Annotated in this window: 21 protein-coding genes; 20 read left to right on the forward strand and 1 reads right to left on the reverse strand. The window is 55.7% G+C overall.

The genetic code is table 11. The features are described from left to right. Positions 1 to 110 precede the first annotated feature (110 nt). From cra to mutT, 20 genes are all read left to right on the forward strand, one after another. A complete protein-coding gene (gene cra / locus LOC22_RS14425) occupies positions 111 to 1,115 on the forward strand; it encodes a catabolite repressor/activator (protein WP_003856369.1) in 1,005 nt (334 codons plus the stop codon). Positions 1,116 to 1,706: 591 nt separating this feature from the next. Next, positions 1,707 to 2,165 (forward strand): division/cell wall cluster transcriptional repressor MraZ, encoded by a 459-nt coding sequence (gene mraZ / locus LOC22_RS14430; protein ID WP_006810119.1) that lies wholly within the window; start codon positions 1,707 to 1,709, stop codon positions 2,163 to 2,165. Between the two features lie 2 nt (positions 2,166 to 2,167). After that, positions 2,168 to 3,109 carry a 16S rRNA (cytosine(1402)-N(4))-methyltransferase RsmH gene (gene rsmH / locus LOC22_RS14435; RefSeq protein WP_003856366.1) on the forward strand — a complete coding sequence of 314 codons (942 nt, stop codon included), beginning with the start codon at positions 2,168 to 2,170 and terminating at the stop codon, positions 3,107 to 3,109. Further along, on the forward strand, positions 3,106 to 3,471 hold the full coding sequence (ftsL, locus tag LOC22_RS14440) for a cell division protein FtsL (RefSeq protein WP_003856363.1): 366 nt from the start codon (positions 3,106 to 3,108) through the stop codon (positions 3,469 to 3,471). Before rsmH ends, ftsL begins: the two co-directional genes overlap by 4 nt. Positions 3,472 to 3,486: 15 nt before the next feature. Then, entirely contained in the window at positions 3,487 to 5,253 is a 1,767-nt protein-coding gene (ftsI, locus tag LOC22_RS14445) for a peptidoglycan glycosyltransferase FtsI (protein WP_003856361.1), read from the forward strand. After that, complete coding sequence (murE, locus tag LOC22_RS14450) at positions 5,240 to 6,727, forward strand: UDP-N-acetylmuramoyl-L-alanyl-D-glutamate--2,6-diaminopimelate ligase (RefSeq protein WP_017383786.1); 1,488 nt, start codon at positions 5,240 to 5,242, stop codon at positions 6,725 to 6,727. The genes ftsI and murE overlap by 14 nt, the downstream gene beginning before the upstream one ends. Beyond that, positions 6,724 to 8,082, forward strand: coding sequence for a UDP-N-acetylmuramoyl-tripeptide--D-alanyl-D-alanine ligase (gene murF, locus LOC22_RS14455; protein ID WP_017383785.1), 1,359 nt, complete (start codon positions 6,724 to 6,726; stop codon positions 8,080 to 8,082). The genes murE and murF overlap by 4 nt, the downstream gene beginning before the upstream one ends. Continuing rightward, positions 8,076 to 9,158, forward strand: coding sequence for a phospho-N-acetylmuramoyl-pentapeptide-transferase (gene mraY / locus LOC22_RS14460; protein WP_003856353.1), 1,083 nt, complete (start codon positions 8,076 to 8,078; stop codon positions 9,156 to 9,158). Before murF ends, mraY begins: the two co-directional genes overlap by 7 nt. A 2-nt stretch (positions 9,159 to 9,160) precedes the next feature. Next, entirely contained in the window at positions 9,161 to 10,477 is a 1,317-nt protein-coding gene (gene murD / locus LOC22_RS14465) for a UDP-N-acetylmuramoyl-L-alanine--D-glutamate ligase (protein ID WP_062938402.1), read from the forward strand. Further along, positions 10,477 to 11,721: a cell division protein FtsW gene (gene ftsW, locus LOC22_RS14470; RefSeq protein ID WP_006810115.1), complete on the forward strand. Its 1,245-nt coding sequence runs from the start codon at positions 10,477 to 10,479 to the stop codon at positions 11,719 to 11,721. Before murD ends, ftsW begins: the two co-directional genes overlap by 1 nt. Continuing rightward, positions 11,718 to 12,782, forward strand: a complete 1,065-nt coding sequence (gene murG / locus LOC22_RS14475) for an undecaprenyldiphospho-muramoylpentapeptide beta-N-acetylglucosaminyltransferase (RefSeq protein ID WP_017383783.1) — start codon at positions 11,718 to 11,720, stop codon at positions 12,780 to 12,782. The genes ftsW and murG overlap by 4 nt, the downstream gene beginning before the upstream one ends. Before the next feature lie 59 nt (positions 12,783 to 12,841). Continuing rightward, a complete protein-coding gene (gene murC / locus LOC22_RS14480; protein ID WP_003856345.1) occupies positions 12,842 to 14,317 on the forward strand; it encodes a UDP-N-acetylmuramate--L-alanine ligase in 1,476 nt (491 codons plus the stop codon). Beyond that, a complete protein-coding gene (locus LOC22_RS14485) occupies positions 14,310 to 15,230 on the forward strand; it encodes a D-alanine--D-alanine ligase (protein ID WP_040117216.1) in 921 nt (306 codons plus the stop codon). Before murC ends, LOC22_RS14485 begins: the two co-directional genes overlap by 8 nt. A 1-nt stretch (position 15,231) precedes the next feature. Beyond that, the gene (gene ftsQ / locus LOC22_RS14490) at positions 15,232 to 16,074 is read left to right on the forward strand and encodes a cell division protein FtsQ (RefSeq protein ID WP_003856342.1); all 843 of its coding nucleotides are present in this window, start codon (positions 15,232 to 15,234) and stop codon (positions 16,072 to 16,074) included. Further along, positions 16,071 to 17,327 carry a cell division protein FtsA gene (gene ftsA / locus LOC22_RS14495; RefSeq protein ID WP_003856340.1) on the forward strand — a complete coding sequence of 419 codons (1,257 nt, stop codon included), beginning with the start codon at positions 16,071 to 16,073 and terminating at the stop codon, positions 17,325 to 17,327. Before ftsQ ends, ftsA begins: the two co-directional genes overlap by 4 nt. A 63-nt stretch (positions 17,328 to 17,390) precedes the next feature. Then, on the forward strand, positions 17,391 to 18,542 hold the full coding sequence (ftsZ, locus tag LOC22_RS14500) for a cell division protein FtsZ (RefSeq protein WP_003856338.1): 1,152 nt from the start codon (positions 17,391 to 17,393) through the stop codon (positions 18,540 to 18,542). A gap of 101 nt (positions 18,543 to 18,643) precedes the next feature. Next, positions 18,644 to 19,561, forward strand: coding sequence for a UDP-3-O-acyl-N-acetylglucosamine deacetylase (lpxC, locus tag LOC22_RS14505; protein ID WP_003856337.1), 918 nt, complete (start codon positions 18,644 to 18,646; stop codon positions 19,559 to 19,561). A 280-nt stretch (positions 19,562 to 19,841) separates the two neighbouring features. Then, complete coding sequence (secM, locus tag LOC22_RS14510; protein ID WP_032103219.1) at positions 19,842 to 20,345, forward strand: secA translation cis-regulator SecM; 504 nt, start codon at positions 19,842 to 19,844, stop codon at positions 20,343 to 20,345. A gap of 58 nt (positions 20,346 to 20,403) precedes the next feature. After that, positions 20,404 to 23,109 (forward strand): preprotein translocase subunit SecA, encoded by a 2,706-nt coding sequence (secA, locus tag LOC22_RS14515; RefSeq protein WP_015572673.1) that lies wholly within the window; start codon positions 20,404 to 20,406, stop codon positions 23,107 to 23,109. Positions 23,110 to 23,166: 57 nt separating this feature from the next. Next, on the forward strand, positions 23,167 to 23,559 hold the full coding sequence (mutT, locus tag LOC22_RS14520; RefSeq protein ID WP_026080649.1) for an 8-oxo-dGTP diphosphatase MutT: 393 nt from the start codon (positions 23,167 to 23,169) through the stop codon (positions 23,557 to 23,559). Between the two features lie 34 nt (positions 23,560 to 23,593). Here mutT and yacG read toward each other — a convergent pair whose 3' ends face one another. Further along, positions 23,594 to 23,788 (reverse strand): DNA gyrase inhibitor YacG, encoded by a 195-nt coding sequence (yacG, locus tag LOC22_RS14525; protein ID WP_015572675.1) that lies wholly within the window; start codon positions 23,786 to 23,788, stop codon positions 23,594 to 23,596. Positions 23,789 to 23,794 lie beyond the last annotated feature (6 nt).

Consider the following 23,794-nt stretch of genomic DNA (forward strand, 5'->3'; position numbering starts at 1 on the left):
AACGCGGACAAAAGCGGTTGCCGTGAAAGCTATTCTGCGTTTAGATGTTAAAATATTTAACCATAACCTTGACAGGGCCATGGACTTTTTTCTTTTTTTGAGGGGCAATTGTGAAACTGGATGAAATCGCCCGGCTCGCCGGCGTGTCGAGAACCACGGCCAGCTATGTGATTAACGGTAAAGCAAAGCAGTATCGTGTCAGCGATAAGACCGTTGAGAAAGTGATGGCAGTCGTTCGTGAGCATAATTACCATCCGAATGCTGTCGCCGCAGGTTTACGTGCCGGACGCACCCGCTCGATTGGCCTGGTGATCCCGGATCTGGAAAACACCAGCTATACCCGCATCGCCAACTATCTTGAACGTCAGGCTCGTCAGCGGGGCTATCAGCTGTTGATTGCCTGCTCCGAGGATCAGCCCGACAACGAGATGCGCTGCATTGAGCATCTGCTGCAACGTCAGGTTGACGCCATCATCGTGTCGACCTCTTTACCACCTGAGCATCCTTTCTATCAGCGCTGGGCGAACGATCCATTCCCGATTGTGGCGCTGGATCGTGCTCTGGATCGTGAACATTTCACCAGCGTCGTAGGTGCCGATCAGGACGATGCAGAAATGCTGGCTGCCGAGCTGCGTACCTTCCCGGCGGAAACGGTGCTCTATCTTGGCGCTTTGCCTGAACTATCCGTGAGCTTCCTGCGTGAACAAGGGTTCCGGACGGCGTGGAAAGACGATCCGCGTGACGTTCATTATCTGTATGCCAACAGCTATGAGCGCGAAGCGGCTGCTCAACTGTTCGAGAAATGGCTGGAAACGCACCCGATGCCGCAGGCGTTGTTTACCACCTCGTTTGCCCTGTTGCAGGGGGTGATGGACGTGACGTTACGTCGCGATGGCAAGCTGCCATCCGATCTGGCGATTGCGACCTTCGGCGATAACGAACTGCTCGACTTCCTGCAATGTCCGGTGCTGGCCGTGGCTCAGCGTCACCGCGACGTCGCCGAGCGCGTGCTTGAGATTGTTCTGGCAAGCCTGGATGAACCTCGCAAACCGAAACCCGGGCTTACGCGTATCAAACGTAATCTCTATCGGCGCGGGATTTTGAGCCGCCATTAATATTTCCACAGGGGCGGTAAAACTGCCCCTTTTGCGGCGCATTTATTGCGGGAAATAATTCCCGGATAAAAATTAGGATTTATCTCTAAGATTCGTAGCCGGCTATTTTTCTGAATCCGTTTTGGCGTTAAAAAGCGCAATTATAATTTTTAACGGGCATTCTTTTGTATTGTTTTGTTACAAACAGCCGCCAGCCGATGAATATTCAGCCATTTTTTACTCTCCCCTTCAGCCCTCAATGTACACGAACGAATCCATATTGCCTTGCGCTTAATCTGGTGCTGTTATCCCCCGGCGATATGCCTTAAAATGCTGCCCGCGTCGCAAACTGACACTTTATATTTCCCTGCGATGATATTGAGTGAGTCTTAACGCTCGTGTGCATATTCGGTTTTTTTCTTACAAATATTCATAACGTTAATTTTGCCTCGCCAGTTGTGTAGTTATTAGCCAGGTCACTCTTGCTCTGTAAATACGGTGCTTTCGCGCCGGTATAGAGAGAGTCCTGGCTTGACAAGCTTTTCCCTCGCTCCGTAAACTCCTTCAGGTGGGAATTTGTGGGTTAAAGTGGTGAGGAGGGGTGAGGCTGGCATGTTCCGTGGAGCAACGTTAGTCAATCTCGACAGCAAAGGGCGTTTATCGGTACCAACCCGATACCGCGACCAGCTGATTGAGAACGCTTCGGGTCAACTGGTTTGCACCATTGACATCAACTCCCCCTGCCTGCTGCTTTACCCTTTGCCTGAATGGGAAATCATTGAGCAAAAGCTGTCGCGACTGTCGAGCATGAACCCGCAAGAACGCCGCGTGCAGCGGTTGTTATTGGGACATGCCAGTGAATGTCAGATGGATAGCGCCGGGCGATTATTGATTGCGCCTGTGTTGCGGCAACATGCCGGTCTGACTAAAGAAGTGATGCTGGTCGGGCAGTTCAACAAGTTTGAACTGTGGGACGAAACGACCTGGTATCAACAGGTCAAGGAAGATATCGACGCTGAGCAGTCTGATTCCGCAACATTATCGGAACGGCTGCGGGACTTGTCTCTATAAATATGATGGAAAATTATAAACATACAACGGTGCTGCTGGATGAGGCCGTTAACGGCCTGAATATTCGTCCAGACGGCATCTATATTGATGGCACTTTTGGTCGCGGTGGTCACTCGCGTTTGATCCTCTCCCAGCTTGGAGCGGAAGGACGCCTGCTGGCAATTGACCGCGATCCGCAGGCGATTGCCGTTGCGCAAACCATCGATGATCCTCGCTTTTCCATCGTGCATGGACCTTTCTCTGCGCTTGCGGATTATGTCGCTGAGCGCGGCCTGACCGGCAAGATCGACGGGATTCTCCTCGATCTTGGCGTCTCTTCACCACAGCTTGATGATGCAGAACGCGGCTTCTCCTTTATGCGTGATGGGCCGCTGGATATGCGTATGGATCCCACTCGCGGCCAGTCTGCCGCTGAATGGTTACAAACTGCTGACGAAGCGGATATCGCCTGGGTAATCAAAACCTTCGGTGAAGAACGCTTTGGCAAACGTATTGCCCGCGCCATCGTGGAGCGCAACCGCGTTGAGCCAATGACCCGCACCAAAGAGCTGGCAGAAGTCATCGCGGCGGCAACGCCGGTGAAGGATAAGCACAAACATCCTGCGACCCGTACCTTCCAGGCGGTTCGTATTTGGGTAAACAGTGAACTGGAGGAAATAGAGCTGGCGCTAAAAAGCTCGCTCGACGTGCTGGCCCCGGGTGGGCGGTTATCCATCATCAGCTTCCATTCGCTGGAAGATCGCATCGTAAAACGCTTTATGCGTGAACAGAGCCGCGGTCCGCAGGTTCCAGCTGGGCTGCCGATGACGGAAGAACAACTCAGAAAGCTGGGAGGCCGTCAGTTGCGAGCATTAGGCAAGTTGATGCCGGGCGAAGAAGAGGTGGCAGAGAATCCACGTGCCCGTAGTTCAGTGCTGCGTATTGCAGAGAGGACGAACGCATGATCAGCAGAGTGACAGAGACCCTAAGCAAAGTTAAGGGATCGTTAGGAAGCAACGAGCGCCATGCCTTGCCTGGCGTGATCGGCGACGATCTTTTGCGGTTTGGGAAGCTGCCACTCTGCTTGTTCATTTGCATCATTGTGACGGCAGTCATGGTGGTTACCACCGCTCACCATACCCGTTTATTAACTGCGCAGCGCGAACAGATGGTACTGGAACGCGATGCGCTGGATATTGAATGGCGAAATCTGATCCTTGAAGAAAACGCGCTCGGCGATCACAGCCGGGTTGAACGGATCGCAACGGAAAAACTGCAATTACAGCATGTTGATCCTTCGCAGGAAAATATCGTAGTACAAAAATAAGGGAAAACGCGACGCATGAAAGCAGCGGCAAAAACGCTAAAACCAAAACGCCAGGAAGAACAGGCCAACTTTGTCAGTTGGCGTTTTGCGTTGCTTTGCGGCTGCATTTTACTGGCGCTGGGTTTCCTGCTGGGACGCGTGGCGTGGCTACAAATCATCGCGCCTGACATGCTGGTACGTCAGGGTGATATGCGTTCTCTGCGCGTGCAGGAAGTTTCTACCTCTCGTGGGATGATCACCGATCGTTCCGGCCGTCCGCTGGCGGTGAGCGTGCCGGTGAAGGCGATCTGGGCCGATCCGAAAGAGTTACACGATGCAGGCGGGATCACCCTTGATAACCGCTGGAAGGCGCTGTCAGACGCGTTGAAAATGCCGCTGGATCAGCTGGCGTCGCGCGTTAACGCCAACCCGAAAGGGCGCTTTATCTATCTTGCCCGTCAGGTGAACCCTGACATGGCTGACTACATTAAGAAACTGAAGCTGCCGGGCATTCATCTGCGAGAAGAATCCCGCCGTTACTATCCTTCGGGCGAAGTCACCGCGCACCTGATTGGCTTTACCAACGTGGATAGCCAGGGGATTGAGGGCGTTGAAAAAAGCTTCGACAAGTGGCTTACCGGCCAGCCTGGCGAGCGAATCGTGCGTAAAGACCGCTATGGTCGCGTCATTGAAGACATTTCCTCGACAGACAGCCAGGCCGCGCACAACCTGGCCCTGAGTATTGATGAACGCTTGCAGGCGCTGGTCTATCGTGAGCTGAACAACGCCGTCGCGTTTAACAAGGCGGAATCGGGCAGCGCCGTGCTGGTGGATGTGGCGACAGGTGAAGTGCTGGCGATGGCCAGTAGCCCCTCATACAACCCGAATAATTTTGCCGGTACAGCAAAAGATGCAATGCGTAACCGCTCCATCACCGATGTGTTTGAACCCGGCTCAACCGTAAAACCTATGGTGGTGATGACGGCTCTACAGCGAGGCATCGTCAACGAAAATACCGTTCTGAATACGATCCCTTATCGAATTAACGGTCACGAAATCAAAGACGTGGCACGTTACAGCGAACTGACCCTGACCGGGGTCTTACAGAAGTCGAGTAACGTCGGTGTGTCAAAACTGGCGTTAGCGATGCCGTCCTCAGCGTTAGTAGATACTTACTCACGTTTTGGGCTGGGAAAGGCGACCAATTTGGGGTTGGTCGGAGAACGCAGTGGCTTATATCCTCAAAAACAACGGTGGTCTGACATAGAGAGGGCCACCTTCTCTTTCGGCTACGGGCTAATGGTAACTCCCTTACAGTTAGCGCGAGTCTACGCAACGATTGGCAGCTATGGCATTTATCGTCCGCTGTCGATCACCAAAGTTGATCCACCGGTTCCGGGGGAACGTGTTTTCCCGGAATCTATCGTTCGTACCGTCGTGCATATGATGGAAAGCGTCGCGTTACCTGGCGGTGGCGGCGTGAAGGCCGCAATTAAGGGCTATCGTATCGCCATTAAAACCGGTACAGCGAAAAAAGTGGGGCCGGACGGCCGCTATATCAACAAATACATTGCCTATACCGCAGGCGTAGCGCCTGCAAGCAATCCGCGTTTTGCGCTGGTGGTCGTCATCAACGATCCGCAGGCGGGTAAATACTACGGCGGCGCCGTCTCCGCGCCTGTGTTCGGGGCTATTATGGGCGGCGTGTTGCGCACCATGAACATTGAACCGGATGCGCTGGCGACGGGCGAAAAAAGTGAATTTGTAATTAATCAAGGCGAGGGAACAGGTGGCAGATCGTAATTTGCGCGACCTTCTTGCTCCGTGGGTGCCTATGCTACCTGCGCGAGCACTGCGAGAGATGGTACTGGACAGCCGCGTAGCGGCTTCTGGCGATCTTTTTGTGGCAGTAGTGGGTCATCAGGCGGACGGGCGTCGTTATATCCCGCAGGCGATTGCGCAAGGTGTTGCTGCCATTATTGCTGAGGCCAAAGATGAGGCAACAGACGGTGAGATCCGTGAAATGCACGGCGTGCCGGTCATCTATCTCAGCCAGCTGAATGAGCGTCTCTCCGCGCTGGCAGGACGTTTTTACAACGAACCTTCCGACCAGTTAAAGCTGGTTGGCGTGACAGGAACCAACGGAAAAACCACCACCACTCAGCTGATGGCGCAGTGGGCACAGCTGCTGGGCGAAACCGGTGCCGTCATGGGCACGGTGGGGAACGGTCTTCTGGGCAAAGTAAGCCCGACGGAAAACACTACAGGCTCGGCGGTTGACGTGCAGCGTGTGCTGGCGGGCCTCGCTGAGCAGGGGGCGACCTTCGCTGCGATGGAAGTCTCTTCCCATGGTCTGGTACAACATCGCGTGGCGGCCCTGAAATTTGCTGCCTCTGTCTTTACTAACCTGAGCCGCGATCACCTTGATTATCATGGTGATATGGAGCACTACGAAGCGGCGAAATGGCTGCTTTATTCCACTCACCACCACGGGCAGGCGATCATTAACGCCGACGACGAAGTCGGTCGCCGCTGGCTGGAAAAACTGCCGGATGCGGTGGCGGTGTCGATGGAAGATCGCATTAATCCGAACTGCCGCGGCCGCTGGCTGAAGGCGGTCGAGGTGAACTACCACGATAGTGGGGCGACGATCCGCTTCGCTTCCACCTGGGGCGAAGGTGAAATTGAAAGCCGCCTGATGGGGGCCTTTAACGTCAGTAACCTGCTGCTGGCGCTGGCGACGCTGCTGGCGCTGGGCTACCCGATGGCGGATCTGCTGAAAACGTCTGAGCGTTTGCAACCGGTCTGTGGCCGCATGGAAGTGTTCAGCGCGCCGGGCAAGCCGACGGTGGTCGTGGATTACGCACACACGCCGGATGCGCTGGAAAAAGCGCTGGAAGCGGCGCGTCTGCACTGCGCAGGCAAGCTCTGGTGCGTGTTTGGCTGCGGTGGCGATCGCGACAAGGGCAAACGTCCGCTGATGGGCGCCATAGCTGAGCAGTTCGCGGATATTCCCGTGGTAACCGATGACAACCCGCGTACCGAAGAGCCGCGGGCCATTATCAATGACATTCTGGCGGGCATGCTGGATGCGGGTCGTGCGCGCGTGGTCGAAGGCCGTGCGGAGGCCGTGACTAACGCCATTATGCAGGCGCAGGAGAACGATGTGGTTCTGCTGGCCGGTAAAGGTCATGAAGATTATCAGATCGTCGGCAATCGTCGTCTGGATTACTCCGACCGCGTGACGGCAGCGCGTCTGCTGGGAGTGGTGGCATGATTAGCATTACGTTAAGCCAGGCCGCTGCGGTATTGCAGGGGATGCTGCATGGTCAGGATCTAACCATTGAGGCTGTGACCACCGACACCCGTAAGGTGACGGCGGGCTGCCTGTTTGTGGCGCTGAAGGGCGAGCGTTTTGACGCCCACGATTTTGCGCAACAGGCTAAAGATAACGGCGCGGGCGCGCTGCTGGTCAGCCGTAAGCTCGATATCGATTTGCCGCAGATTGTGGTGAAAGATACGCGCCTGGCGTTTGGCGAGCTGGCGGCATGGGTTCGCCAGCAGGTGCCAACACGCGTCGTGGCGCTGACGGGCTCGTCGGGTAAAACCTCCGTTAAAGAGATGACGGCGGCGATCCTTAGCCAGTGCGGTAACACGCTTTATACGGCGGGCAACCTTAATAATGACATCGGTGTACCGATGACGCTGCTGCGCCTGACCCACGAGCATGAATATGCGGTGATTGAGTTAGGGGCTAACCATCAGGGCGAAATCGCCTGGACCGTGAGCCTGACGCGTCCGGAAGCGGCGCTGGTGAATAACCTGGCGGCGGCACATCTTGAAGGTTTTGGTTCGCTGGCCGGTGTGGCGAAAGCGAAAGGTGAAATTTATACCGGCCTGCCGGATGACGGCATCGCCATTATGAACGCCGATAACAACGACTGGCTGAACTGGCAGAGCATCATTGGTTCACGCAAAACCTGGCGCTTCTCACCGAATGCGGCAAACAGTGATTTTTCGGCGACCAACATTCATGTGACGTCACACGGCACCGAGTTCACCCTCACGACCCCAACGGGCGACATCGAGGTGCTGCTGCCCCTGCCCGGTCGTCATAACATTGCCAATGCGCTTGCTGCGACAGCGCTCTCAATGGCGGTAGGTGCCTCACACGCGGCGATCAAAGCAGGTCTGGCAAATTTAAAAGCCGTGCCGGGGCGTCTTTTCCCGATCCAGCTGGCTGAAAACAAACTTCTGCTGGATGACTCCTACAACGCTAACGTCGGCTCCATGACGGCGGCCGTGCAGGTCTTGTCTGAGATGCCGGGCTATCGCGTGATGGTTGTGGGCGATATGGCCGAGCTGGGTGATGAAAGCGAAGCCTGCCATGTTCAGGTGGGTGAAGCGGCGAAAGCCGCCGGGCTTGACCGCGTATTGAGCGCAGGCACGCTGAGCAAGGCCATTTCCGATGCCAGTGAAGTTGGCGAACATTTTGCCGATAAATCTGCACTGATCGAACGCCTGAAGGCATTGATTACAGAAAAACAGATTGTGACTGTTTTAGTTAAAGGTTCACGTAGTGCCGCCATGGAAGAGGTTGTGCACGCATTACAGGAGAACGGGACATGTTAGTTTGGCTGGCCGAACATTTGGTCAAATATTACTCAGGCTTTAACGTCTTTTCCTATCTGACGTTTCGCGCCATCGTCAGCCTGCTGACTGCGCTGTTCATCTCGCTGTGGATGGGCCCGCGCATGATTGCCCGTCTGCAAAAACTCTCTTTCGGCCAGGTTGTACGCAACGATGGTCCGGAATCGCACTTCAGCAAGCGCGGTACGCCGACCATGGGCGGGATCATGATCCTGACCGCGATTGTGGTGTCCGTTCTGCTGTGGGCCTATCCGTCTAACCCCTATGTCTGGTGCGTGCTGACCGTGCTGGTTGGCTACGGGATCATCGGTTTTGTTGATGACTACCGCAAAGTCGTGCGCAAAGACACTAAAGGGTTGATCGCCCGTTGGAAGTATTTCTGGATGTCGGTGATTGCGCTGGGCGTGGCCTTCGCGCTTTACCTGGCAGGAAAAGACACCCCGGCCACCGAGCTGGTGGTGCCGTTCTTCAAAGACGTGATGCCGCAGCTGGGGCTGTTCTACATTCTGCTGGCTTACTTTGTGATCGTCGGCACCGGCAACGCCGTCAACCTGACCGATGGTCTGGACGGCCTGGCCATCATGCCAACCGTGTTTGTCGCGGGCGGTTTCGCGCTGGTGGCGTGGGCGACCGGTAACATGAACTTTGCAAACTACCTGCACATCCCGTACCTGCGACATGCGGGTGAGCTGGTGATCGTCTGTACGGCGATTGTCGGGGCGGGGCTGGGCTTCCTGTGGTTTAACACATATCCGGCGCAGGTCTTTATGGGCGACGTCGGTTCACTGGCGCTGGGCGGTGCGCTGGGCATTATCGCCGTGCTGCTGCGTCAGGAGTTCCTGCTGGTGATCATGGGCGGTGTGTTTGTGGTTGAGACGCTGTCGGTGATTTTGCAGGTCGGTTCCTTCAAGCTGCGCGGTCAGCGCATCTTCCGTATGGCACCGATTCACCACCACTATGAACTGAAAGGCTGGCCGGAGCCGCGCGTCATTGTGCGCTTCTGGATTATTTCGCTGATGCTGGTGCTGATTGGCCTGGCAACGCTGAAGGTACGTTAATCATGGCAGATTACCAGGGCAAAAAAGTCGTTATCATCGGGTTAGGCCTCACCGGCCTCTCCTGCGTGGACTTTTTCCTTGCGCGTGGCGTGACGCCGCGCGTGATGGATACGCGCGTCTCTCCATCGGGTCTGGACAAGCTGCCGGAACAGGTTGAACGCCACCTGGGTGGTCTGAATGATGAGTGGCTGCTGGCCGCCGATCTGATTGTTGCCAGCCCCGGTATGGCGCTGGCGCATCCTTCCCTGAGCGCCGCCGCGGATGCGGGCGTTGAGATTGTCGGCGATATCGAACTGTTCTGCCGGGAGGCGCAGGCCCCGATCGTCGCCATTACCGGTTCAAACGGTAAAAGCACCGTCACCACGCTGGTGGGGGAAATGGCGAAGGCGGCGGGCAAAAATGTCGGCGTGGGCGGTAACATTGGTCTGCCCGCTCTGATGCTGCTTGATAAAGGGTGTGAGCTGTTCGTCCTTGAGCTTTCCAGCTTCCAGCTGGAAACCACTTCAAGCCTGCATGCGGCGGCGGCGACGATCCTAAACGTCACCGAAGATCATATGGACAGATACCCGTTCGGCTTGCAGCAGTACCGTGCGGCCAAACTGCGCGTTTATGAAAATGCCAAAGTTTGCGTAGTGAATGCCGATGATGCACTCACCATGCCGGTGCGCGGCGCAGACGAACGCTGCATTAGCTTCGGTATTAACATGGGTGACTATCACCTTAATCGCCAGCAGGGCGAAACCTGGCTACGCGTGAAAGGTGAGAAAGTGCTGAACGTGAAAGAGATGATGCTCTCCGGCCAGCATAACTACACCAATGCTCTGGCGGCGCTGGCGCTGGCGGATGCCGTTGGCCTGCCGCGATCTTCAAGCCTGAAGGCGCTCACCACCTTTACCGGTCTGGCGCACCGCTTCCAGCTGGCGCTGGAGCACAACGGCGTACGCTGGATTAATGATTCCAAAGCGACCAACGTGGGTAGCACCGAGGCGGCACTGAACGGTTTGCACGTTGATGGCACGCTATACCTGCTGCTGGGCGGCGACGGTAAATCGGCTGACTTCTCCTCGCTGAAGCAGTACCTCAACGGTGATAACGTGCGCCTGTATTGCTTTGGCCGCGATGGCAGCGAGCTGGCAGCGTTGCGTCCTGAAGTCGCCAAGCAAACCGAGACCATGGAGCAGGCGATGCGCCTCATCGCCCCACGCGTGAAGCCCGGCGATATGGTACTGCTCTCACCAGCCTGTGCCAGCCTCGATCAATTCAAGAGTTTCGAACAGCGGGGTGATGTCTTTACCCGCCTGGCGAAGGAGTTAGGCTGATGCGTTTATCTCTCCCTCGCCTGAAAATGCCGCGCCTGCCAGGATTTGGTATCCTGGTATGGCTGTTTACGGCGCTGAAAGGCTGGGTGATGGCTTCCCGGGATAAAGATTCCGACAGCCTGATCATGTACGACCGCACGCTGTTCTGGCTCACGCTGGGGCTGGCGGCGATCGGCTTTATTATGGTCACCTCGGCGTCAATGCCTGTCGGACAGCGTCTGGCAAACGACCCGTTCCTGTTTGCCAAGCGTGACGGGCTGTACATCATTCTCGCGTTCTGCCTGGCAATGATCACCTTACGCCTGCCGATGTCGTTCTGGCAGCGGCACAGTACAGCCATGCTCATCGCCTCAATCATCATGCTGTTGATCGTTCTGGTTGTCGGGAGCTCCGTTAACGGGGCATCACGCTGGATTGCCTTTGGGCCACTGCGTATCCAGCCCGCGGAGTTCACCAAACTGTCGTTGTTCTGCTACCTGGCTAACTACCTGGTGCGTAAAGTTGACGAAGTTCGTAACAACCTTCGTGGCTTCTTAAAACCGATGGGCGTGATTCTGGTCCTCGCGATCCTGCTGCTGGCGCAGCCCGACCTCGGTACGGTAGTCGTACTGTTTGTCACTACGCTGGCGATGCTGTTCCTGGCGGGCGCAAAACTGTGGCAGTTCATTGCCATCATCGGGATGGGGATTTCGGCGGTGGTGCTGCTGATCCTCGCCGAACCCTACCGTATCCGCCGTGTGACCTCGTTCTGGAACCCATGGGAAGATCCGTTCGGCAGCGGTTACCAGCTGACGCAGTCGCTGATGGCGTTTGGCCGCGGCGAAGTCTGGGGTCAAGGCCTGGGCAACTCGGTACAAAAACTGGAGTATTTACCGGAGGCGCACACCGACTTCATCTTCTCCATTATTGGGGAAGAACTGGGTTATATCGGTGTGGTATTGGCGCTATTAATGGTATTCTTCGTCGCTTTCCGCGCCATGTCGATTGGCCGGAAAGCGCTGGAGATCGATCACCGCTTCTCCGGTTTCCTGGCCTGCTCAATTGGTATCTGGTTTAGCTTCCAGGCGCTGGTAAACGTTGGGGCGGCAGCGGGTATGCTGCCGACCAAAGGTCTGACGTTGCCGTTGATCAGTTATGGTGGTTCGAGTCTGTTGATCATGTCGACGGCCATCATGTTTTTGTTACGCATAGATTATGAAACGCGTCTGGAGAAAGCTCAGGCGTTTACACGAGGTTCACGATGAATCAACCGAAGCGGTTAATGGTGATGGCAGGCGGTACCGGTGGACACGTGTTCCCGGGACTGGCGGTTGCGCACCATTTAATGGAACAGGGCTGGCAGGTACGCTGGCTGGGAACCGCAGACCGCATGGAAGCCGATCTGGTACCTAAACACGGTATCGAGATCGACTTTATTCGTATTTCTGGCCTTCGTGGCAAAGGGATCAAGGCGCAGCTGCTGGCGCCGGTGCGCATTTTCAATGCCTGGCGTCAGGCGCGCGCCATTATGAAGCGTTTTAAGCCTGACGTCGTTCTGGGCATGGGCGGTTACGTTTCCGGTCCGGGCGGACTGGCGGCGTGGTCACTGGGCATCCCCGTTGTTCTGCATGAGCAGAACGGTATTGCCGGGTTGACCAACAAATGGCTGGCAAAAATCGCCACCAAAGTTATGCAGGCCTTCCCCGGGGCATTCCCGAAAGCGGATGTCGTAGGGAATCCGGTACGTGTGGACGTGCTGGCGCTGCCGCTGCCAGATACGCGTCTGGCGGGTCGCGAAGGGCCGGTGCGCGTGCTGGTCGTCGGCGGTTCCCAGGGCGCACGTATTTTAAACCAGACGATGCCGCAGGTTGCGGCAAAACTGGGTGATGCGGTGACCATCTGGCACCAGAGCGGGAAGGGCGCTCAGCAGACCGTTGAGCAGGCCTACGTGCAGGAAGGTCAGCCGCAGCATAAAGTGACTGAATTTATTGATGATATGGCCGCAGCCTATGCCTGGGCCGATGTTGTGGTCTGTCGCTCGGGCGCGCTGACGGTGAGCGAAATCGCCGCCGCCGGTTTACCGGCGCTGTTTGTGCCGTTCCAGCACAAAGACCGACAGCAGTACTGGAATGCGCTGCCGCTTGAGAAAGCGGGCGCAGCGAAGATTTTTGAGCAGCCACAATTTACCGCTGATGCGGTCGCCACTACCCTGGCGGGCTGGAACCGGGATGTATTACTGGAGATGGCGCAACGCGCACGCGCGACCGCTATCCCGGATGCAACGGAACGGGTGGCAAAAGAAGTGAGCCTGGCAGCCCAGGCATAATTCTCGCAGTGCGTGTTGCGCTGCACGATTTTTTTGAAGTAGTCGATGGCGTTTAGAGAATGAATACACAACAACTGGCAAAACTGCGTTCTATCGTGCCCGAGATGCGTCGCGTCCGGCACATTCACTTTGTCGGCATCGGTGGTGCTGGCATGGGCGGTATTGCCGAAGTGTTAGCTAACGAAGGCTATCAGATCAGCGGGTCTGACCTGGCGCCAAACCCTGTTACGCAGCAGCTGGCGTCGCTGGGGGCGACTATCTATTTCAATCATCGCCCGGAAAACGTGAGCGATGCGAGCGTGGTTGTGGTGTCCAGCGCTATCTCCGCGGATAACCCGGAAATCGTTGCGGCGCATGAGGCGCGCATCCCGGTGATCCGTCGCGCGGAAATGCTGGCGGAACTGATGCGTTTCCGTCACGGCATTGCGGTGGCCGGTACGCACGGTAAAACCACCACAACAGCGATGGTCTCCAGCATTTATGCGGAAGCGGGTCTCGACCCGACGTTCGTTAACGGTGGTCTGGTGAAAGCCGCTGGCGTGCATGCGCGTCTGGGCCACAGCCGTTATCTGATTGCGGAAGCGGATGAGAGCGATGCGTCGTTCCTGCATCTACAGCCGATGGTGGCGATCGTCACCAACATCGAAGCTGACCATATGGACACTTACCAGGGCGACTTCGAGAACTTAAAGCAGACCTTTATTAACTTCCTGCACAACCTGCCGTTCTATGGCCGTGCGGTGATGTGCGTGGACGATCCGGTTATTCGCGAGCTGCTGCCGCGCGTCGGGCGTCAAATTACGACCTACGGCTTCAGCGAAGACGCGGATGTACGCGTAGAAGATTACAAGCAGATCGGTGCGCAGGGGCATTTCACCCTCGCGCGTCAGGATAAAGACCTGCTGCATGTCACCCTGAACGCTCCGGGACGTCACAACGCCCTGAATGCGGCAGCGGCGGTGGCTGTTGCGACAGAAGAAGGCATTGACGATGAAGCGATCCTGCGCGCACTGGAAAGCTTCCAGGGGACGGGCCGTCGCTTCGACTTCCTCGGTGAATTCCCGCTGGAGCCGGTAAACGGTAAGCCAGGTTCTGCGATGCTGGTAGACGACTACGGTCACCATCCGACGGAAGTGGACGCAACCATCAAAGCGGCACGCGCGGGTTGGCCGGAAAAGAATCTGGTCATGATCTTCCAGCCGCACCGTTACACGCGTACTCGCGATCTGTATGACGATTTTGCCAACGTCCTTTCGCAGGTCGATACCCTGCTGATGCTGGATGTTTATGCAGCGGGTGAAACTCCGATTCCGGGTGCGGACAGTCGTTCTTTATGTCGTACCATCCGTGGACGCGGTAAAGTGGATCCTATTCTGGTTCCCGACCCGGCTCAGGTGGCTGAAATGCTTGCCCCGGTCCTGACGGGTAACGATCTGATCCTGATTCAGGGCGCGGGAAATATCGGCAAAATCGCCCGTACCTTAGCTGAAATCAAACTGAAGCCGCAAACTCAGGAGGACGAGCGTCATGGCTGATAAGATTGCTGTCCTGTTTGGCGGCACTTCCGCCGAACGCGAGGTTTCTCTGAATTCGGGCGCTGCCGTGCTGGCGGGCCTGCGTGAAGGTGGCGTGGACGCGCATCCGGTTGATCCGAAAGAGGTGGACGTCACGCAGCTGAAAGCGATGGGCTTCGATAAAGCCTTTATCGCGTTGCACGGTCGCGGCGGTGAAGACGGCACGTTGCAGGGGCTGCTGGAGCTGATCGGCATGCCGTACACCGGCAGCGGCGTGATGGCATCCGCCATCTCCATGGATAAACTGCGCAGCAAACTGCTGTGGCAGGGGGCGGGTCTGCCCGTTGCGCCATGGGTTGCACTGACGCGTCGTGAATATGAAATGGGTCTGTCGGACAGCGTTAATACACGCATTGCGGCACTGGGCTTACCGGTTATTGTGAAGCCGAGCCGTGAAGGGTCGAGCGTGGGAATGTCTAAAGTCGATAAAGCTGTAGATTTGGCTGACGCTTTAGCACTGGCATTTCAACATGATGAAGAAGTTCTGATTGAAAAATGGCTTAGCGGGCCGGAATTTACCGTCGCGATGCTTGGCGAAGAAATTTTACCGTCAATTCGCATCCAACCCGCCGGAGTCTTCTATGATTATGAGGCGAAGTATCTCTCTGATGAGACGCAATATTTCTGCCCAGCGGGTCTTGAAGCAGAGCGTGAGGCCGAATTACAGTCTCTAGTGCTTAAAGCCTGGAATGTGCTGGGATGTCGTGGCTGGGGACGCATTGACGTGATGCTTGACGGTGACGGGCAATTTTATCTGCTGGAAGCAAACACGTCTCCGGGTATGACCAGCCATAGCCTTGTGCCGATGGCGGCGCGTCAGGCGGGAATGAGCTTCTCGCAGTTAGTCGTACGTATTCTGGACCAGGCGGGCTGATATGTCTCAGGCTGCATTGAACACGCGCAACCGCGATGACGAAGAAGAATATTCCTCTTCGCGCCGGAGTAATGGAACGCGTCTTGCAGGGATCATCTTCCTGCTCGGGGTGCTGTGCACCGTGTTTATCAGCGGCTGGATGGTGCTGGGCTGGATGGAAGACGCGCAGCGGTTGCCGCTGTCGAAGCTGGTGGTGACCGGGGAGCGACACTACACGCGTAACGATGACATTCGCCAGTCGATTCTGGCGCTTGGGTCGCCTGGCACCTTTATGACGCAGGACGTCAACATTATCCAGAGTCAGATTGAACGTCTGCCGTGGATAAAACAGGCGAGTGTCAGAAAACAATGGCCTGATGAATTGAAGATTCATCTGGTTGAATATGTGCCGATTGCGCGTTGGAATGATCAGCATATGGTTGACGTAGACGGAAATTCGTTCAGCGTCCCGAGCGATCGTGTCAACAAGCAGAATTTACCGATGTTGTATGGCCCGGAAGGCAGCGAAAACGAAGTATTGCAGGGTTTTCGTGAGATGGGGCAGGTGCTGGCTAAGGATCGCTTTACGTTAAAAGATGCTGCGATGACGGCGCGCCGTTCCTGGCAGTTGACCTTAACGAATGGCATTAAGCTCAATCTTGGCCGCGGCGACACAATGAAACGTCTGGCGCGTTTTGTAGAACTTTACCCGGTTTTACAGCAGCAGGCGCAGACGGATGGCAAACGGATAAGCTACGTTGATTTGCGCTATGACTCAGGCGCAGCAGTCGGTTGGGAGCCGGCTCCGGTCGAGGAACCTAATCAGCAACAAAATCAGGCACAGGTACAGGCAGAACAACAATGATCAAGTCGACGGACAGAAAATTGGTAGTAGGACTGGAGATTGGCACCGCGAAGGTTGCCGCTTTGGTAGGGGAAGTTCTGCCCGACGGTATGGTCAATATCATTGGCGTGGGCAGCTGCCCCTCCCGTGGTATGGATAAAGGTGGGGTAAACGACCTTGAGTCGGTGGTGAAATGCGTTCAGCGCGCCATCGACCAGGCTGAATTGATGGCAGATTGCCAGATTTCCTCTGTCTATCTGGCCCTGTCTGGTAAGCACATCAGCTGCCAGAATGAAATCGGTATGGTGCCGATTTCTGAAGAAGAGGTGACGCAGGAAGACGTTGAGAACGTTGTCCACACGGCGAAATCCGTGCGTGTTCGCGACGAGCACCGTGTGCTGCATGTGATCCCGCAGGAATACGCGATCGACTACCAGGAAGGCATCAAGAATCCGGTCGGTCTGTCGGGCGTGCGTATGCAGGCAAAGGTGCACCTGATCACATGTCACAACGATATGGCGAAGAACATTGTAAAAGCCGTTGAACGTTGTGGCCTGAAAGTTGACCAACTCATTTTCGCCGGTCTTGCCGCGAGCTATTCCGTGCTGACCGAAGACGAACGTGAACTGGGCGTCTGTGTGGTCGATATTGGTGGTGGTACAATGGACATGGCCGTCTATACCGGCGGTGCGTTACGCCACACCAAAGTGATCCCGTACGCCGGGAATGTGGTGACCAGCGATATCGCTTACGCCTTTGGTACGCCACCGAGCGATGCAGAGGCGATTAAAGTGCGCCATGGTTGCGCGCTGGGCTCTATCGTCGGCAAAGACGAGAGCGTTGAAGTGCCGAGCGTAGGCGGGCGACCGCCGCGCAGCCTGCAACGCCAGACGCTGGCAGAGGTGATTGAGCCGCGTTATACCGAGCTGCTCAACCTGGTCAACGAAGAGATTTTGCAGTTACAGGAACAGCTTCGCCAGCAGGGTGTGAAACATCATCTCGCGGCGGGGATTGTATTAACCGGCGGGGCAGCGCAAATTGAAGGTCTTGCGGCCTGCGCTCAGCGCGTTTTCCATACGCAGGTGCGTATTGGTGCGCCGCTGAATATTACCGGTTTAACGGATTACGCTCAGGAGCCGTATTACTCAACGGCCGTGGGCCTGCTGCACTACGGGAAAGAATCCCATTTGAGTGGTGAAGCAGAAGTGGAAAAACGCGTCTCGGTGGGGTCTTGGGTCAAACGACTTAACACCTGGTTGCGAAAAGAGTTTTAATTTTTTTAAGAGACCGGAGAGAATTAGCGGTCTCGGGCGACAGGCACAACGGAGAGAGAGATTATGTTTGAACCTATGGAATTAACCAACGACGCGGTGATTAAAGTCATCGGCGTCGGTGGCGGCGGCGGTAATGCCGTAGAGCACATGGTGCGCGAGCGCATCGAAGGTGTTGAATTCTTCGCGGTGAACACCGATGCGCAGGCGCTGCGTAAAACGGCTGTTGGCCAGACGATTCAGATCGGTGGTGGCATCACCAAAGGTCTGGGAGCAGGGGCTAACCCGGAAGTGGGCCGCAACGCGGCAGAAGAAGATCGTGAAGCGCTGCGCGCTGCACTGGACGGTGCAGACATGGTCTTCATCGCAGCGGGTATGGGCGGCGGTACAGGTACCGGTGCAGCACCCGTTGTGGCGGAAGTCGCTAAAGATTTAGGTATTCTGACCGTTGCTGTCGTGACCAAGCCTTTCAACTTTGAAGGTAAGAAGCGTATGGCTTTCGCGGAGCAGGGTATCACCGAGCTGTCCAAGCACGTGGACTCTCTGATTACCATCCCGAACGACAAGCTGCTGAAAGTGCTGGGTCGCGGTATCTCTCTGCTGGACGCCTTTGGCGCGGCAAACGACGTGCTGAAAGGCGCGGTTCAGGGTATTGCTGAACTGATTACCCGTCCAGGTCTTATGAACGTTGACTTTGCAGACGTTCGCACCGTGATGTCCGAGATGGGCTACGCGATGATGGGCTCTGGCGTGGCGAGCGGCGAAGACCGTGCGGAAGAAGCCGCTGAAATGGCGATCTCTTCTCCACTGCTGGAAGATATCGATCTGTCTGGTGCGCGCGGCGTGCTGGTCAACATTACCGCTGGCTTTGACCTGCGTCTGGATGAGTTCGAAACCGTGGGTAACACCATCCGTGCGTTCGCCTCTGACAACGCGACCGTCGTTATCGGTACGTCCCTTGATCCGGAAATGAACGACGAACTGCGTGTGACCGTTGTGGCCACCGGTATCGGTATGGACAAGCGTCCTGAGATCACCCTGGTGACCAACAAACAGACTCAGCAGCCGGTTATGGATCGTTACCAGCAACACGGTATGGCGCCTCTGACTCAGGAGCAAAAACCCGCTGCGAAAGTGGTGAACGACCCGACTCCACAAACGGCAAAAGAGCCAGATTATCTGGATATCCCGGCGTTCCTGCGTAAGCAAGCTGACTAAGAATTGGCTGGAATTTGGGGATTTGCGCTCTTTGTGCTAAACTGGCCCACCGTTAGTGATATACACTCTCGGTTGGATAGTTAATTTGGCGAGATTATACGATGATCAAACAAAGGACACTTAAACGTATCGTTCAGGCGACGGGTGTCGGTTTACATACCGGCAAGAAAGTCACACTGACGTTACGCCCTGCGCCGGCCAATACCGGGGTCATCTATCGTCGCACCGACTTGAATCCACCGGTAGATTTTCCGGCCGATGCCAAATCTGTGCGTGATACTATGCTCTGTACTTGTCTGGTGAACGAGCATGACGTGCGGATTTCTACCGTAGAGCACCTGAACGCTGCCCTGGCGGGTCTGGGTATCGACAACATTATGGTTGAAGTCGATGCACCAGAAATCCCGATCATGGACGGGAGTGCTGCTCCGTTCGTTTATTTGTTGCTGGATGCCGGCATCGAAGAACTGAACTGCGCGAAGAAATTTGTTCGCATTAAAGAGACCGTTCGCGTCGAAGATGGCGACAAATGGGCTGAATTCAAACCGTACAATGGTTTCTCGTTGGACTTCACCATCGATTTTAACCATCCGGCGATTGACTCCAGCACCCAGCGCTATGCGATGAACTTCTCTGCGGATGCGTTCATGCGTCAGATCAGCCGAGCACGTACCTTCGGCTTTATGCGTGATATCGAATATCTGCAATCCCGCGGCCTGTGCCTGGGCGGCAGCTTCGATTGTGCCATCGTTGTTGACGATTATCGCGTACTGAACGAAGACGGCCTGCGTTTTGAAGATGAATTTGTTCGTCACAAAATGCTGGACGCGATCGGCGACCTCTTCATGTGTGGTCACAACATCATTGGTGCATTTACCGCCTTTAAATCCGGTCATGCACTGAACAACAAACTGTTGCAGGCCGTCCTGGCAAAACAGGAAGCCTGGGAATATGTGACCTTCGAAGACGAAGCTGAACTGCCGCTGGCGTTCAAAGCCCCGACTATGGTCCTGGCGTAACGGTTAAAGCCGTTTCGTAAGAAAAGCGACTGGTTCACCTGGTACTCTCTCCGACCAGGGAAGCCAGTCGTTTTTATTTCTGCCCTTCTTTAATTTGTCCCCCTCACCCCTGGCCTGTGTCGGGTGCCGAATAACGGTGTGTTCGCTGCATTATTGACCGTTTTTACCTGCTGCAAGGTGTCATTCCTGCTGCCGTGTATTGGCTTTAGTGGTAATATCTGGGCGCTAAAAAAGAATAACTGAACTCAGCCTGCACTGGCGGGCGAACGTGGTGGAGCAAGTGAGCGGAATACTGACGCGCTGGCGACAATTTGGCAGACGTTACTTCTGGCCGCATCTCTTATTGGGGATGGTCGCGGCGAGTTTCGGCTTGCCTGTGCTCAGCAACAGCGCAGACGCGGCCACGCCAGCACGTTCCACGACGACCAAACACGATCTCACCACACGGGTTAACTTCACTAATCTCGCATGGCTTGAAGCCAGCCGCCGTCCTAATTTCTCCGTTGATTACTGGCAGCAGCACGCGATTCGCACGGTTATCCGCCATCTGTCGTTCGCGATGGCGCCGCAGACGATGCCTGTTGCGGAAGAAACGCTGCCGGTTCAGGCTCAGCATCTTGCCCTGCTCGATACGCTTAATGCGCTTCTGACGCAGGACAACCAGCCGCCAGTGACCGTAAATCAGACGGCGCAAACGGATTTTGTTTCCCCTGCATCCTTCTCTGTTTCGACATGGATTAGCCAGGTTCACGGCATCCGTGCCGGGCCTCAACGCCTCAGCTAAATTAACCTTTTTCAATACCTTAATTTATCTGCCCGACTGGGGCGTTTGAGAATTTATTATGCTAATCAAATTGTTAACCAAAGTTTTTGGTAGTCGTAACGATCGTACCCTGCGCCGCATGCGCAAAGCTGTGAACGTCATCAACGGTATGGAACCGGCGATGGAGAAGCTCACTGATGATGAGCTGAAAGCGAAAACCGCGGAGTTCCGTGCGCGTCTGGAGAAAGGTGAAACCTTAGAAAGCCTGATCCCGGAAGCCTTCGCCGTTGTACGTGAGGCCAGTAAACGCGTGTTCGGCATGCGTCACTTCGACGTGCAGCTGCTGGGCGGGATGGTGCTCAACGAGCGCTGCATCGCGGAAATGCGTACCGGTGAAGGTAAAACCCTGACGGCAACGCTGCCGGCTTACCTGAATGCGCTGACGGGTAAGGGCGTTCACGTTGTTACCGTCAACGACTATCTGGCGCAGCGCGACGCCGAAAACAACCGTCCGCTGTTCGAATTCCTCGGCATGACCGTAGGCATTAACATGTCCGGCCTGCCGGCACCTGCCAAGCGTGAAGCCTATAACGCAGATATCACCTACGGCACCAACAACGAATACGGCTTCGACTACCTGCGCGACAACATGGCGTTCAGCCCGGAAGAGCGCGTCCAGCGTAAACTGCACTATGCGCTGGTGGATGAGGTTGACTCCATTCTGATCGATGAAGCGCGTACCCCGCTGATCATCTCCGGCCCGGCCGAAGACAGCTCCGAGATGTACCGTAAAGTCGACAAAATCATTCCTCACCTGCTGCGTCAGGAGAAAGAAGACTCCGATACCTTCCAGGGTGAAGGTCACTTCTCCGTGGATGAAAAAGCGCGTCAGGTCAACCTGACCGAACGCGGCCTGGTGAAAATCGAAGAGCTGCTGGTGGCTGAAGGCATTATGGAAGAGGGCGAGTCTCTGTACTCCCCGAGCAACATCATGCTGATGCACCACGTAACGGCTGCACTGCGCGCGCACGCCCTGTTCACCCGCGACGTTGACTACATCGTTAAAGACGGCGAAGTCATCATCGTCGATGAACACACCGGCCGTACCATGCAGGGACGTCGCTGGTCCGATGGCCTGCACCAGGCCGTGGAAGCGAAAGAAGGCGTGGATATTCAAAACGAAAACCAGACGCTGGCATCCATCACCTTCCAGAACTACTTCCGTCTGTACGAGAAGCTGGCGGGGATGACCGGTACCGCAGATACCGAAGCGTTTGAGTTCAGCTCCATCTATAAGCTGGATACCGTGGTAGTACCTACCAACCGTCCGATGATCCGTAAGGATATGCCGGACCTGGTATACATGACTGAAGCGGAAAAAATTCAGGCGATCATTGAAGATATTCGCGAACGTACCGCGAAGGGCCAGCCGGTACTGGTGGGGACCATCTCCATCGAGAAATCCGAAGTGGTATCCAACGAGCTGACCAAAGCAGGCATCAAACACAACGTTCTGAACGCCAAGTTCCACGCTAAAGAAGCAGATATCGTTGCGCAGGCCGGTTACCCGGCTGCCGTAACCATCGCCACCAACATGGCGGGTCGTGGTACCGATATTATGCTCGGCGGTAGCTGGCAGGCCGAAGTGGCGGAGCTGGAAAACCCAACCCCAGAGCAAATCGCGCAGATCAAAGCCGACTGGCAGGTGCGTCACGACGCGGTGCTGGCATCCGGTGGTCTGCACATCATTGGTACCGAGCGTCATGAATCCCGTCGTATCGATAACCAGCTGCGCGGTCGTGCGGGTCGTCAGGGTGATGCCGGTTCTTCCCGCTTCTATCTGTCTATGGAAGATGCGCTGATGCGTATTTTCGCCTCTGACCGTGTGTCCGGCATGATGCGTAAACTGGGCATGAAACCTGGCGAAGCGATCGAGCACCCGTGGGTTACCAAAGCGATTGCGAACGCCCAGCGTAAAGTAGAAAGCCGCAACTTCGATATTCGTAAGCAGCTGCTGGAATATGATGACGTTGCCAACGACCAGCGTCGTGCGATCTACACCCAGCGTAACGAACTGCTGGACGTGTCCGACGTGAGCGAAACCATCAACAGCATTCGCGAAGATGTGTTCAAAGCCACTATCGACGCGCACATTCCGCCACAGTCTCTGGAAGAGATGTGGGATATCGAAGGTTTGCAGGAACGTCTGAAAAACGACTTCGATCTCGAACTGCCAATCAAAGAGTGGCTGGACAAAGAGCCTGAGCTGCACGAAGAGACCCTTCGCGAGCGTATCTACGAAACCGCGCTGGACGTCTACAAGCGTAAGGAAGAAGTGGTTGGCGCAGAGATGATGCGTCACTTCGAGAAAGGCGTAATGTTGCAGACCCTGGACTCCCTGTGGAAAGAGCACCTGGCGGCAATGGACTACCTGCGTCAGGGTATCCATCTGCGTGGTTATGCGCAGAAAGATCCGAAGCAGGAGTACAAGCGTGAATCCTTCTCCATGTTTGCTGCCATGCTGGAGTCGCTGAAGTATGAAGTCATCAGCACCCTGAGCAAAGTTCAGGTGCGTATGCCGGAAGAAGTGGAAGCGATGGAGCAGCAGCGTCGTGAAGAAGCTGAGCGTCTGGCACAGATGCAGCAGCTGAGCCATCAGACCGATGAAAGCGAAGCCGCAGCGGCAATCGCAGCGCAGACGGGCGATCGTAAAGTCGGTCGTAACGATCCGTGCCCATGCGGTTCCGGCAAAAAATACAAGGCGTGCCACGGCCGTCTGAGTTAAGAACATAACAAACTGAAAAGGCGCAGATATCTGCGCCTTTTTTATGGAAGTGACATGATGAAAACACTGCAAATTGCTGTCGGGATCATTCGCAACCCGCAAAATCAGATCTTCATTACCCAACGTGCCGCCGATGCGCACATGGCCAACAAATGGGAATTCCCCGGCGGAAAAATCGAATCAGGTGAAACGCCGGAGCAGGCGCTGGTGCGTGAGCTTCAGGAAGAGGTGGGGATCACCCCGCTTGGCGCAACGCTGTTCGATAAGCTGGAGTACCAGTTTCCGGATCGTCACATCACGCTGTGGTTCTGGCTGGTTGAAAACTGGGAAGGGGAGCCGTGGGGAAAAGAGGGGCAGCCGGGTAACTGGATTGAGCTTCAGGCCAGCGATGCGGAAAAATTCCCGCCTGCCAATGAGCCTGTGATCCTCCGGCTGGCCGCACAACCGTAGGCCTGCTAAGCGACGCGCCAGCAGGCTTTGAACGTTACTGCTGGTTTTCGCTCCAGTCATCGCTATCCGAGAGATCGCCTTCGCTCGGAATGCGTTTCTCTTCCGCCGCCCATTCGCCCAGGTCTATAAGCTGACAGCGCTTACAGCAGAATGGGCGAAATGGACTTACGTCTCCCCAGACGACAGTTTTCCCACAGGTTGGGCAGTTTACGGTGGTTACGTCAGACATTGGCAC

The organism is Enterobacter sp. AN-K1, from assembly GCF_020971765.1.
Lineage (GTDB): Bacteria > Pseudomonadota > Gammaproteobacteria > Enterobacterales > Enterobacteriaceae > Enterobacter > Enterobacter hormaechei_C.